Source organism: Actinomyces sp. B33 (assembly GCF_028437565.1).
Classification (GTDB): Bacteria; Actinomycetota; Actinomycetes; order Actinomycetales; family Actinomycetaceae; genus Pauljensenia.
In genome coordinates, this window is sequence record NZ_JAMRYR010000001.1 from 416245 (window position 1) to 429463 (window position 13219).

At 71.4% G+C, this 13219-nt stretch carries 11 protein-coding genes; 7 read left to right on the top strand and 4 right to left on the bottom strand.

Annotated elements, in window-relative coordinates:
- Positions 1-189: 189 nt before the first annotated feature.
- Both M3T53_RS01745 and M3T53_RS01750 read right to left on the bottom strand, forming a co-directional pair.
- Complete coding sequence (locus M3T53_RS01745; protein ID WP_272432714.1) at positions 190-2376, bottom strand: alpha-galactosidase; 2187 nt, start codon at positions 2374-2376, stop codon at positions 190-192.
- A 23-nt stretch (positions 2377-2399) separates the two neighbouring features.
- Positions 2400-5219, bottom strand: a complete 2820-nt coding sequence (locus M3T53_RS01750) for a family 16 glycosylhydrolase (protein WP_272432715.1) — start codon at positions 5217-5219, stop codon at positions 2400-2402.
- Between the two features lie 338 nt (positions 5220-5557).
- Here M3T53_RS01750 and M3T53_RS01755 point away from each other — a divergent pair, with 338 nt between their 5' ends.
- From M3T53_RS01755 to M3T53_RS01785, 7 genes are all read left to right on the top strand, one after another.
- Positions 5558-6904 carry an ABC transporter substrate-binding protein gene (locus tag M3T53_RS01755; protein WP_272432716.1) on the top strand — a complete coding sequence of 449 codons (1347 nt, stop codon included), beginning with the start codon at positions 5558-5560 and terminating at the stop codon, positions 6902-6904.
- Positions 6905-6995: 91 nt separating this feature from the next.
- Positions 6996-7913: a carbohydrate ABC transporter permease gene (locus M3T53_RS01760; RefSeq protein ID WP_272432717.1), complete on the top strand. Its 918-nt coding sequence runs from the start codon at positions 6996-6998 to the stop codon at positions 7911-7913.
- Positions 7910-8761, top strand: coding sequence for a carbohydrate ABC transporter permease (locus M3T53_RS01765; RefSeq protein WP_272432718.1), 852 nt, complete (start codon positions 7910-7912; stop codon positions 8759-8761). Before M3T53_RS01760 ends, M3T53_RS01765 begins: the two co-directional genes overlap by 4 nt.
- A gap of 46 nt (positions 8762-8807) precedes the next feature.
- A complete protein-coding gene (locus M3T53_RS01770; RefSeq protein ID WP_272432719.1) occupies positions 8808-9854 on the top strand; it encodes a LacI family DNA-binding transcriptional regulator in 1047 nt (348 codons plus the stop codon).
- Complete coding sequence (locus M3T53_RS01775) at positions 9851-10369, top strand: SprT-like domain-containing protein (protein WP_272432720.1); 519 nt, start codon at positions 9851-9853, stop codon at positions 10367-10369. Before M3T53_RS01770 ends, M3T53_RS01775 begins: the two co-directional genes overlap by 4 nt.
- Positions 10370-10596: 227 nt before the next feature.
- The gene (locus M3T53_RS01780) at positions 10597-11154 is read left to right on the top strand and encodes a phosphoribosyltransferase (RefSeq protein ID WP_272432721.1); all 558 of its coding nucleotides are present in this window, start codon (positions 10597-10599) and stop codon (positions 11152-11154) included.
- A gap of 56 nt (positions 11155-11210) precedes the next feature.
- Complete coding sequence (locus tag M3T53_RS01785) at positions 11211-11909, top strand: AAA family ATPase (RefSeq protein WP_272432722.1); 699 nt, start codon at positions 11211-11213, stop codon at positions 11907-11909.
- A gap of 114 nt (positions 11910-12023) precedes the next feature.
- On the opposite strand, the gene M3T53_RS01790 is transcribed toward M3T53_RS01785, so the two are convergent.
- Positions 12024-12515 carry a DUF2249 domain-containing protein gene (locus tag M3T53_RS01790; RefSeq protein WP_272432723.1) on the bottom strand — a complete coding sequence of 164 codons (492 nt, stop codon included), beginning with the start codon at positions 12513-12515 and terminating at the stop codon, positions 12024-12026.
- Between the two features lie 176 nt (positions 12516-12691).
- On the bottom strand, positions 12692-13156 hold the full coding sequence (locus tag M3T53_RS01795) for a RidA family protein (RefSeq protein ID WP_272432724.1): 465 nt from the start codon (positions 13154-13156) through the stop codon (positions 12692-12694).
- Between the last annotated feature and the right edge of the window lie 63 nt (positions 13157-13219).

The window sequence follows — 13219 nt, forward strand, 5'->3', positions numbered from 1 at the left end:
GGTGCCGTCGGCGAGGCCGGACCGCGACCCGACTGCCGACGGCGCCGGCGCGCCTCCTCCACCGCGGCCCCTCCCCTGCCGGACCGGTTCCCAAGGCGGGGCCTGACCCGCGGGGACGCGGTATCGGCTGCGGGAGGGACCGGCTGTTCGGGGCGGCGCCGGGGGCGGCCCTGCTTCAGGAGCCTCGCCTCAGGGGGCCTCGACGACCTCGATGAGGACCGCCGAGCCGGGCAGGAGGTGGGGGGGCCGCAGCCCCCAGCGGGACAAGACCGTTCCGGGGACGACGGCGCCCTCCTCGTTCCACCATTCGAGCCGGGTGCGCGCCATCGGGCTCATCGCCTGCTCGTAGAGTCCCGGGCCGCCGAGGGGCCGGATCCGGTAGTGCGCGCCGCGGCGCAGGCCGGGCAGGCGGATCGGCGCGTAGGGGTAGTGCTGCGAGGAGGACAGCGCGGCGAACCGCCAGACCGACCGCCTCCCGTCGGGGTCGATGAACCCGTCGACCCTGACCGACGGGTCGGCGGAGTCGGCGTGGACGACCCGGCGGCCCGGCCCCCGGATCTCCTTGTACAGGTCGGCCCATCGGCCCAGGGCGTCGAGGTCGTCCTCGTCGGCGTCGAGAAGGTTCCACTCGATGCCGAGGTGGGCGGTGAGGGCGACCGCCGCCCTCGTCGACAGGAGGGTCGCCCGGCCCGTCATATGGGAGGGGGACTGGGCGATGTGGGCGCCGATCATCTCCGGGGGGACGAGCAGGGAGGTGCCCCTCTGGATGTCGACGCGTTCGAGCGGGTCGGTGCAGTCGGATGCCCAGACGCGGTCGGTGCGCGCGAGGATGCCGAGGTCGATACGGCCCCCGCCGGAGGCGCAGGACTCGATTTCGATGCCCGGGTGGCGCTCTTTGAGAGAGTCGATGAGCCGGTAGAGGGCGAGGGTCTGGCCGTGGACGGCGGGCCGCCCGGTCGTCGGCGACACGGCTTCGGTGACGAACCTGTTGTGGTCCCATTTGAGGTAGTCGACCCCCTCGTCCTCGACGAGGGCGGACAGGGCGTTGAAGACGTGGCGCCAGGCGGAGGGGTTCGCCAGGTCGAGGACCTGCTGGTGGCGCCCGGGGAGGGGCAGGCGCCCGGGGGCGGGGCGCAGCACCCAGTCGGGGCGGCTCCTGGCCAGGTCCGAGTCCGGGCTGATCATCTCCGGCTCGACCCACAGGCCGAATTCCATGCCGAGGGAGTGGACGAGGTCGGAGAGGGGCCGGAGGCCGCCGGGCCAGGTGCGCGGGTCGACGGTCCAATCGCCCAGGGCGCGGGTGTCGTCTCGCCGTCCGGCGAACCAGCCGTCGTCGAGGACGAAGCGCTCGGCGCCGATCCGCGCGCCGATCCGCGCCAGGCGCTGCATCCGTTCGACGTCGTGGTCGAAGTAGAACGCCTCCCACGTGTTGACGGTGAGGGGGCGGGGCGCGTCGTCCAGGCGCGGGTGGAGGGAGCGCAGGTGGTCGTGGTAGCGGGCAGCGGCGGCGTTGACGCCCTCGCCCCAGGAGGCGACAAGCCCGGGGGTCGTGTAGGACTGGCCGGGGCCGAGGAGGACTTCGCCGGCGTGGAGGAGCTCGCCGGCGCCGACGAGCCCGGGGGTGTAGGGGGTGCGCAGCGCGAAGTGGGTCGAGTTGCCGCTCCAGGCGAGGTGGACAGCGCGCACGGCGCCCTTCTCGAAGCCGAATCCGCTCTCTCCGGCGATGATGAGGGTGGTCGCGTCGAAGTCGGGCCTGCCGACCCATGTCTCCTTCGCGAAGAGGCCGTCGACGAGGGGATGTCTTTGCGCGGAGCGCTCGCGCATGTGGTGCCCGGTGTGGGTCCACAGGTCGACGGCGTCGGCGGGCAGGGGCAGGGAGAGCCAGAGCCGATGCACGTCGATGTCGTCGTCCCCGTTGTTGGTCAGCCGGGCCTCCTCGTGGACGAGGCCGCACTGGTCGATGCTGATCCGTATCCGCAGTCCCAGTCCGACCTCGGGGTCCTCGGCCTCGACGGTGCACGTCGAGGCCGAGGACCTCACGGAGGAGACGGTGAAGGAGGGGTAGACCTCCGTGCCGCCGCGGTGGACGGAGAGCATCGGCGTCCCGGTCCATCCCTCCGCCTGGGTGGGGACGAGGGTCGGGCGCTCCGCCGATTCGAGGCCCCCCGCCATGACCTGCGCGCGTCCGACGACGGCGAGGCCGTCGTCGGGGAGACCGTCCGTCCGCTCATCCGCGTCCGCGAGGCCCTCGCCCCAGTAGACGATCCTCGGGAGGGCGTCGTCCTCGAAGGACAGGACGAGTTCGGTGGGGAGGGGGCCGGCGGGAGGGCGCGGCGAGGGGGCGGGGCTCCTGAGGCGGATATGGGTACGGGACATGGTCTCCTCTTCTTCGCGGATCGTCATCGTCGGGCGCTGCGGCGCAGGGCCGTTCCGGTGGCGATCAGGGCAGCGGCGATGGCGAGGGGGAGGGCGAGGTCCCCGCCCGTCCGCGCCAGATCGGCCCCCGTCCGGGCGGGTGGCCGGGGCGCCTGCGGAGCGGGCGGGTCGGACCGGCGCCCCTCCGGCGGAGTCGGCGCCGGGGGCGCGGGCTGCGCGGGGTCGCTGGGCGGCGGAGTCGGCGCCGGGGGCGCGGGCTGCGCGGGGTCGCTGGGCGCCGGAGGCTCGGGAACGGGTGCGTGCGGGTCGTGAGACGGGGGCGGAGTCGGCTCGGGTTCTGCGCCCCGTCGCTGCACCGCCGTCACCTTCGCGAGTTGGATGTCCGTGGGCGACACGGATCGGGCGGCGGGGAGAGCGGCGGCCCCGATCGCGTCCTGCGCGGGGGGCCTCGGGAAGACGATCTTGATGAAGCGCGTGTCCTCGGGCAGGTCGCGGGCGTCGAAGGTCGTGCGGGCGTAGGCCGGATGCGGCTCGACGAAGTTCTCGACGGTCGTCATGGCAACGGGCTCCCAGAGCTCTCCATCGGTCGAGCGCATGAGCGTGAAGTCGTGGGCCCCGTCGGCTCCCTCCCGGATCGAGTGCCCGTGCGCCAAGGCGTCGCCGCCGGGCCCTCTGAGGGTGTCGTTGCGGCCCTCGAGGGTCTGGTAGTACGTCGTGAGGTGAACGTCCTTGACAGCGGGGACCTCGTAGACGAGGGACTGCTCGCCCGAGGCGCCGTCGGCGACCGCGAGCCTGCTGGTCTCGTACCGGGGCTGCCCGCCGTAGAAGAAGTTGTCCTTGTCCTCGTCCTGGGCCTCCCCGGTGCTCAGCGCCCTCAATCCGCCGGTGCGGGACACGGGGCGCATGGCGTATCCGGTCTCCCCGCCGTTCTCGTCGAGGTCGTCGAAACGGACCGTGGGCTGGTCCTCCTTCTGGTAGACGCGCACCCAGTCGATGAGGAACTCGCTGAACTGCTTGGTCTCCTGCTTGGACGGGTCGACGCTGCCGACCCATCCGCCGTTGACCTGGGTCTCCAGGATCGGGAACATCGGGCGGCTGTGCATGCCGTCGACCTCCTTGCCCTTCTGGGAGGAGAAGACGCGCCGACCGTCGATGAACCAGGTGATCCGCTCGGGGGACCACTCGACTTCGAAGACGTGGAAGTCCTGGCTCCAGGCGATGGGGGAGATATTCTCGTGGCCGTCGGACCCCTTGGTGCTCCCGAGAACGCCGTAGTGGTTCGTCGTCCACGCGCCCCACGGGTTCTGCCCGAGGTACTCGAGGACGTCGATCTCGTCGTGCCCGGTCTCGTCCTGGGCGAGCATCCAGATCGCCGGCCAGATGCCCTGGCTGTCGTTGGGCTTGGCCCGTACGGCCATGCGGCCGTGCTCGAAGGAGAATTTGTTCTTCGTCTCGACGCGCCCGGAGGACCACGTGACGTTGTCGCCGAGTTCCTGGTCCCCGTACCGATCCCAGCCGACGGCGTCGACGAGGGCCCTCGTCGTGTCGTGGTTGCGCGAGGAGATGGAGAGATAGGACTCTCCGCCCCGCTTCGCGATGCCCACGGCCGAGCGGGTGTAGATCGCGCCGTGGTTGGCCATCCCATCGATGATGTTCCACTTGTCCTCGTCCACGGCGTCGGCGTCGAATTCGTCGCTCCACACGAGGCTGGTGTATTCGCTGGCCGGGGGCGAGTACTCGGGGGCCCTCCCGTCGTCGGGGGCTCCCGTGCCCCAGATCTCGATCTCCCGGTATCGCGTGGGAGAGGACGGGTCCCGTTCAACGGTGAAGCGGACCGCGCCCGCCATGATGCCCTTGTCCTCGACGGGGATCTCGATCGGCTCCTCGCCGACCTCCACGTCGCGCCGCGAGTAGATGACGGCCCCGTGGGCGGACGATGCCAGCGGGCGCGCGTCGACGGTGATGCTCCGGTAGGTGCCCGGTTCGAGGGCGAGGACGACTTTCGAGAGCGCGTGGGGATCGCGGTACTCGAATTGGAGCCATCGCCTGCCCAGGCTGTTGTGCACGGCCGGCTCCCCGTCGAGGCGGCCGTCCGAGATCGCCGCGATGTTCGTCGGCTCGAGGCCGTAGACGTAGGGGGTCCTCCCGAGGGCGAGGTTGCGGGGCTCCTCCCGCGGGGCCTCCTCGCCGTCCTTGGGCGTCGCGAGGACCTCGATCTCGCGGAATCCGACCTTGTTGGAGTATCCGGACCAGGCGCGGTTGAAGTTCTCGATGAAGTGGCCCCTCTGCCACACGCGCACGTAGCGGGCCGTGACGGGCCCGGCCGGGGGCTCGATGACCTGCGGCTGGTAGTGGGAGTCCCGGGTCTCTCGGTAGTCGGCGGGACCGCCGATGACGGTCGAGGCGGCGAAGTCGGGGGTGTCCGAGGCCTCGACCGCGACGTTCTTGAAGGTGGAGCTCGCCGCGGGGTAGCCGTTGTGGAACAGGCGGATGCGCGAGATGTCGCGGGGCTCGCCGAGGTCGTATTGGAGGTAGACGTCCTGCCAGGCGTCGTATCCGTTGTTGTCGGAGGGGTTCCCGGTCTCCGCGCCCGCGAGGATCGTGGTGACGGCGGCGTCGGGGGAGTAGCCGGTGTCGCCGTCGGTCGCGGCGGAGGGGTTGAGGATGACGGCTTGCGGGGCGGTCGAGTCGCCGTCGCCGTGCGGGAGGACGGCGTTCGTCGTCGGAGTCCTGCCGAGGAGGACATTGACGAGGCGGGGCTCGTCCGCGAACGCTCGCACGGGGGCGGCGATGAGGGCGAGCGCCGCCGCGCTCGCCAGGAGTGGGCGTATCAGTCGTGGCATGGGGTCTGGCGTCTTTCGTTCAGGCGGACGTCGTTGTCCGGGGTTGTTCGCTCCGAGGCGCACGGCTCCCGACAGCGCGCGGCCGATGCCGATGCGGCAATCACGGTGCAATGGGAACGATACCACTCTCTTGAGCAGAAGAACCTTCTTCTTGGAATTACTGAATGATTTATTGAAACCAAGACTCTCGAAGAGATTGCATGAGATCGATACCATTGGTAAGGTCTTCGCACGGGTCGAGCCGCTGCCCGCCGACCCGCCTCCACCATCGTCAGCCCGCCCGCGACCGACTCACCGGCGAGACCCCGCGGGCCATTCCTTCAAGGGAGAAGGTCTTCATGACACATCACCGACTCGCCCCGGCGCTCGCCGCGGTCCTCCTGTCCGGCACCGCGGTCCTCGGGGCCTGCACCAATCCCACGGCCGGACCCGACCCCTCCTCCGACTCCCCCTCCGGGCGCTGGCCCGCCGCGACCACCCGGATCGAGGGGACGACCCTCACCCTGTGGGCCGCCCAGACGTCGAACAAGATCCCGCTCAAAGTCATCGAGGACTTCGAGAAGGCCACCGGGGCCACGGTCGAGGTCGTCACCGTCCCGGACAACTACGAGTCCAACGTCCAGACGAAGATCGCCACCGGCGACCGGCCCGACCTCCTCTTCTGGCAGCCCGTCCCCTCCACACTGGCCGGCTTCGTCGCCCAGGACCTCCTCCAAGACCTCGACGGGGCCCCCTGGGTCGGCGACTACGCCGACGGCATCGCGGATGCGGGCGGCTCCTACAACGGCACTCGCTACGCCGCCCTCATCTCCTCCCCCGACGTCGAGGGCGTCTACTACAACAAGAAGGTCTTCGAGGCCGCCGGCATCGCGTCGATCCCCGGGAACTGGGACGAGTTCATCGAGGCGGCCGAGACGATCAAGGCCGCGAGCGTCCCCGGGGTGGAGTCCCCCCTCTTCGAGATGGCGGGATCCCAGTGGGGAACCCAGTGGGCCGTCAACGTCCAGCTCGCCGAGGCCGCCAAGGACGGCCTGTGGGACCGGATCAACGCCAACGAGGACGCCTTCACCGGGCCCGACGTCCTCGGCGCGATCGAGGAGTACAAGGCCATGTTCGACCGGGGCCTGTACAACGCGGACGCGGGGTCGGCCAAGGACACCGAGCAGTCGGCCGCCCTGTGGGAGGGGAGGACCGGCATGATCATCCAGACGAACGGCACCTTCAACGCGATCGCCGCCCTCGCCGGCAACGACAAGGCCTCCCTCGACGAGACGATCGGCTTCTTCCCCATCTCGAAGAAGGGCGCCATCGGGACCTCGATCCCGCAGCAGACCGGCGGCGTCGTCGCGTTCAAGTCGGGGGACGCCGGTCGCGAGGCCGCCGCCCGCCAGTTCCTCAGCTTCTGGATGTCCGACGGGTACGAGGCGTTCGTCAAGGACCAGAACATCGTCTCCGTCCTCACGAGCGTCGAGACCCCCGACACGGTCCCCCAGGCCCTCCTCGACTCGGCCGCCTCCCTGAAGAACGCCGTCGGCTCCATGCAGTCGCAGGCGATCGCCAACCCGGACCTGTACCTCAACCTCGCGAACATGGTCAACGGCACCGTCACCCCCGAGGAGGCCGCCAGGGCCACTCAGGACCAGTTCGCCGAGATCGCCAAGGCCCAGGGGGCCGCGGGGTTCTAGGACGGGACCAGACCACATCACCATCGAGAAGGCGTCGTCGGCGCGGAGCCCGCACCGGCCCCGCGCCGACGACGCCCATGGAGACGCAGCAATGACGACAGCAACCGGCGAGAAAACGCGGTCCCGCGCCGGCGGGCCGCGACCGGCCCAGAGCCACCCGCTCGTCTTCCTCGTGCCCGCGGGGCTGATGCTCGCGGCCTTCTTCCTCCTGCCGACCGTGATGAACTTCGCCTACGCGTTCACCGACTGGTCGGCCTTCAAGAAGAGCATCGAGTTCAACGGCCTCGACAACCTCCGCACCCTCCTGTCCTCCGGGGCCCTCGTGGCCGACATCCGCATCACCCTGGTGTACGCCCTCCTCGTCGCCGTGTTCCAGAACCTCTTCGGCCTGGCACTGGCCGTCCTCTTCGAGGAGGACACGCCCCTCAACAGGCTCGGCCGGACCCTCTTCTTCATCCCCGTCCTCATGTCCGCGCTCGCCGCCGGCTACATCTGGCAGGCGATCCTCACGACCCACGGGGCCCTCAACCAGATCGCCTCCTGGTTCAGCGGCCACGAGATCCGCATCGAATGGCTCGGGTCCCCCTCATGGACCCTCGTCATCCTCGCCGTCGTCCACGCCTGGAAGTGGATGGGGTTCTCCATGCTCACCTACCTCGCGGGCCTCAAGACCATCGATCACGAGATCCTCGAGGCCGCCCAGGTCGACGGGGCCCGCCCGACGGCCGTGTTCTGGCGGATCAAGTTCCCGCTCCTGGCCCCCGCCCTGACCTTCAACGTCGCCACCGCGCTGCTCGGCTCGATGAACTCCTTCGACATCGTCCAGTCCCTGACCAACGGCGGGCCCGGCGGGTCGACGGAGATCCTCAACCTCTTCATCTGGCGGACCTTCGGCAAGGGCCTGTACTCGCAGTCGACGACGATGAGCCTCGTCCTCTTCCTCCTCGTCTCCCTCATGGCCGTCCCCCTCATCACCGCGCTCCGCCGAAGGGAGAGCACGATCCTGTGAACACCGCACCGACCCCGTCGCGCGCCCGCCTGACCCCCGGCGCCGTGCTGCACGCCCTGCTCGTCCTGACGGTGACGGCCTCGTTCCTCGGCGTGCCCCTGTGGGTGGCCGTCGTCACCGCCGGGAAGGACCAGGCCGAGGCCGTCGTCCCCGGTCTGGCGCTCCCCTCCTCCTGGCACCTGCTCGACAACATCCAGACCGTCATCGCCCAGGGGCGGATGGGGCCCGCAGCCCTGGGCAGCCTCGTCGTCACCATCCCGTCCGTCTTCCTCGCGCTCCTCTTCGGGTCGATGGCCTCGTGGGTCCTCGCCCGCCGCTCGTCGCGCGCGATGGCGGCCGTGTACGCGGTGTTCATCTCCGGGGTCGTCCTCCCGCCGTCGATCATCACCTTGATGATGCTCCTGAGGATGACGGGACTCGCCGGAACCGCCGTCGGCATGGTGTGCGCCTACGTCGGCGTGTACCTGTCGATCGTCATCTTCTTCATCACCGGGTTCATCCGCACGATCCCGATCTCCCTGGAGGAGTCCGCCCGGATCGACGGGGCGGGGCCCGCGAGGGTGTTCTTCACGATCATCCTGCCGCTCCTGCGCCCCACGCTCGCATCGGCGACGATCCTCATCGTCCTGTACATCTGGAACGACGTCTTCTACGCCCTGTTCATCCTCTCGGGCAAGATGAGCACGCTCCCGCTCAACTTGTACACTGTTGCCAGCGAAGGCCTGTACCTCAACAACTGGCACTTGATCTTCTCCTACATCATCGTGATGACGCTGCCCCTGCTCGTCCTATTCGTCATCGGCCAGCGCAGGATCATCTCGGGCATCACGGGAGGTGCGGTGAAGTGAGAGCCCGCCGTCCCGCACCCGCACCCACGCGCTAAGGAACCAGCCGATGCCCCCGAAGAGAGACCGGCGCCCCCCCGTCATCTCCGACGTCGCCGCGTGCGCGGGAGTCTCGGTGTCGACCGTGTCCCGCTACCTCAATCACTCCTCGCACCTGAGCGAGGACAGCGCGAGGCGGATCGCCCGGGCGATCGACCTGCTCGGATACCGTCCGAGCTCCTTCGCCCGCGGCCTCAAGGGATCGACGATGAGGCTCATCGCGGTCCTCGCGTCGAACACGGCCCTCCTGGGATCGGCCGTCACCATCCAGGGCATCGAGGACGAGGCGCGGGTGCGCCGCCACTCGGTGATGATCTCCAAGCTCGACGACTCGACGCCCTCGTCCCTGGCCGAGACGATGAGCACGGTCCTGGACCTCAACCCGAGCGGGGTCGTCGTCCTGCGCTACGACGCGGTCGCCGAGAAGGCCCTGGCCTTCCTGCCGGATGCTCTGCCGGTCGTCGTCATCGGCGGGCGGCAGGGCGACGGGCACGACCGGGTGTCCCTGTGCGAGAAGGAGGGCGGCCGGGCCCTCACCGACTACCTCCTGTCCCTGGGGCACTCGACCGTTCACCACGTCCAGGTGCCGACCCGCACCGATGGGATGAGCCGTTCGGACGGGTGGGAGTCGTCGCTGCGGGCCCACGGGGCGCCGGTGCCCCACGCCATGCGCTGCGGGTGGGAGGCCGAGTCGGCTCGCGCGCTGGGCCGCGAACTCGCGTCGGCGCGGGAGGTGACCGCAGTCTTCGCGGGCAACGACGAGCTGGCGATGGGGCTGATCCGGGGCCTTGAGGAGGCCGGCCGCCGGGTTCCCGGGGACGTCAGCGTCGTCGGCTTCGACGATCACCCGCTGTCGGGCATATGGAATCCGGGCTTGACGACGTTCCGTCAGGATTTCACGCGCGCCGGGCGAAGCGCGGTCGGGCTGCTCCTGGAGAGGATCGCGGCTAGGGCCGCGGGGGAGGACCCGCCCCCGCGGGTCCTCGACGTTCCCGGGGAGCTCGTCGTGCGGGAGTCGTCGCGGGCGCCCGGCCGAGACGGCGCGCGGGCCGGGTGAACCGGGAGCGGGCGAAGCGCCAGGCGCGGGCGCTCATGGACGCCGCCCGGCTGACCGACTGGGCTTTCCGCTTCGACCGGGCGAAGCGCCGCGCCGGGTCGTGCACCCATGCGACGCGGACGATCACCCTGTCGGGCCCGCTCGTCGACGTGTACGACGAGGAGACGGTGCGCGGGGTGATCCTCCACGAGATCGCCCACGCGCTCGTCGGCCCGGACCACCATCACGACGCCGTGTGGCGCAGGGCGGCGCGCGGACTCGGCGCCCCGGATGCCGCGCGCCTGCCCGCGGACCTGCCGAGGCCGCAGGAGCCGTGGGTCGGCACGTGCCCGGCGTGCGGGGCCCAGCGCCGCCTGTTCCGCGCGCCCCGGCGGGTGAGTGCGTGCGGGGCGTGCTCGCGGGTCTTCGACCCGGGGCGGATCCTCGCGTGGACGTTCGAGGGGTCTCCCGCGGACCCCGGCGGCTCCTACGCGAAAGAGCTGCGGTCGATCCTGCGCGGCCGTCGCCGCGCCTGACGGGGGACGCCCCGCCCCCCGGACTGGCCCTGCCGGCTCCCCTCCCGTCCGACCGGCCTCGCCCCCCGCCCTCGCGACAGCCCGGACAACCGGCTTGCCCGGCCCGCCTCGTCGATCCCGTCCCTGATGAGAGGGGTTCGCGGGGGACGAGGGGGGCGGGCGCGTGTGGGAGACTAGGTGCACCACATCGTGCGGCGGGCCGCCCCCGCCCGGGATACAGGAGCGATATGACGGATCAGACGGCCGGCGCCGGGACGGGCGCCGTGAACACCGAAGCGTCGACGGCGCCCGATCGCGAGGTTCTCACGTGGGACCTGTTCGGCGAGGCGTCCCGCGAGCTCACCAGCCGGATCGTCGACTCCGGGTGGATCCCCGACCTCATCGTCGCGATCGCCCGGGGCGGGCTGATCCCGGCCGGGGCGATCTCGTACGCGATGGACGTCAAGGCCGTCGGCACCATGAACGTCGAGTTCTACACGGGCATCGGCGAGACCCTCGACGAGCCCCACCTGCTGCCCCCGTTGATGGACGTGTCGGCGATGGACGGCAAGCGCGTCCTCGTCGTCGACGACGTCGCGGATTCGGGCAAGACCCTGAAGATGGTCATGGACCTCATCGACGAGCACGGGCTGTCCCTCGACGGCGAGACCCAGGTCAAGGTCGACGCCCGGTGCGCGGTCATCTACCGGAAGCCGGCGTCGATCATCGACCCGGATTACGTGTGGCGCGAAACGGACCAGTGGATCAACTTCCCCTGGTCGACGCTGCCGGTCATCCGGCCCTGACGTCGAGCGGCGATGAGCGCGTCGGGCGTCGATCGCATCCGTCGGGGAGGCCCGCGATGAGCGGGTCCGCGGGCGGTGCCGCCGAAGAGGGCGGCGGGGCGTCCGCGTCCATCAGGGTCGCCCGGCAGGTGACGGACCTGGTCGTCCACCGACTGGCCGCGGGCCGGCCGATCCGCGTGCTCGGGCTGACGGGGCCGCCGGGGACGGGCAAGACGACGGTGGCGGCGCTGGTCGCGCAGATGTGCGGGGCCGCGGACGTCGAGGTCGCCGGGGTCGTGCCGATGGACGGGTTCCACCTGTCGAACGCGGTGCTCGACGAGTGGGGGTTGCACGAGCGCAAGGGCGCCCCCGAGACTTTCGACGCACGGGGGTACGTCGCCCTCCTGTCCAGGCTCCGGGACGCCGACCCGGGGGCGGGCGCGACCTTCGCGCCGGATTATCGGAGGGACCTGCACGAGCCGGTGGCGGCGTCGATCCCGGTGGCGCCGACGGGGATCGTCATCACCGAGGGGAACTACCTCGGGCTGGACCGTCCGGGCTGGAGGGAGGCCCGCGACCTCATCGACCTGCTGATCCATATCGACACCCCGGTCGCGGACGTGTACCGGCGGCTGGTGGCCAGGCACGAGGCCTTCGGCCGGGATCGGGCGGACGCCGCGCACTGGGTGCGCACGGTCGACGCCGCCAACATCGCGTTGGTCGATTCGTGCCGGGACCGCGCGGACGCGGTGATCGGAGCGCGCGGCGCCTCGTGAGGACGCGGGCGACGGCCCGCATTGGTCAGCGGTCGTCAGGCCGGGGCCTCATCGGCCCGCCGTCCGCACCGCCCGGGCGCTCTCGCGCAACGGCGGGCCCGGGCCGAGCGGCGGTCAGGAGATCCGGGTGATCCGGTAGCGCCAGTCGACGGGGCCCGCGTCGAGGGTCTCGACCCGGTAGTGCGCCTCGGACTGCTGGAGCCGGGCGAAGAGCCGGTCGGGCTGGTGGGGGGCGACGATTGTCAGGTTCTCCCCGACGGGGATCGCGTCGACGGCGGCGAAGAGGGCCGCGTGGCGGACGAGCGCGGGGATCGAGTGGATGACGAGCTCATCGGCGCCGGCCGGGGCGGCGCCGGTCGGCGCGCCGTGCCGGTGCCGGCCGTGGCGGTGCCCGTGGCCCCCGCACCCGCATCCCCGGGCGCGACCGTCCTCGGCCTGCTCCGCGGTGGACGGGTCCTCCTCGACGCGGTGGCGCCCGCCGTGCCCGTGGCCGCCGCAACCGCATCCTCCGCCGGAGGCGGCGTCGGCGGTCCCGGTGCGCGCGTCGACGAGTGCGAAGGTCTGCCGCTGGTCCTGGGGGGCGGCTTCGGGCATGGTCTCGGCCATGATGTCCTCACGATCTGGGGGCTGACGGGATACCCCGCCGGGGTACCCGTTCAGTGTAGGACGAGGCCGCCCGGACGTCTCGCCGACACCGGGGCGGCCCCGCGACCGGGTCGGGCGCCGCACCGCTCCCGTTCGCCCGCCCGACGGGGGCGACTCCGAGCGGGGCGCGACCCCGATCAGTCCTCGCGCAGCGAGAACTCGACCTCGACCTCGACGGACACGTCGAGGGGCAGCGCCGCCACGCCGATGGCGGACCGGGCGTGGGCCGACCCGAAGATCTCGCCGAAGAGCTCCGACGCGCCGTTGATCACCGCGGCCTGGCCGGAGAACCCCGGGCGGGAGGAGACGAATCCGACGACCTTGACGACGCCCGCCAGGCGGTCGACCCCGCCGGCGACCTCGGCGGCGGCCGCGAGCGCGTTGAGCGCGCACACGCGGGCGGCCTCGTTGGCGGCCCCCGGATCGGTCCCGTCGGCGCCGACCGCGCCGACGCACACGGGCTCCCCGTTGACGACGGGGATCTGGCCGGAGGTGCGGATGACGCCGCGGTCGAGGACGGCGGGCACGTAGGCGGCGACGGGGGCGGCGACGGGGGGCAGGTCGAGTCCGAGCTCGGCGAGCTTGGCGGAGGGCAGGGTCATGGCGGTTCCTCGGGTCTGGTCGGCGCTGGGCCGGTGTGACGGATCCGGCTCGGTCGAGCCGGT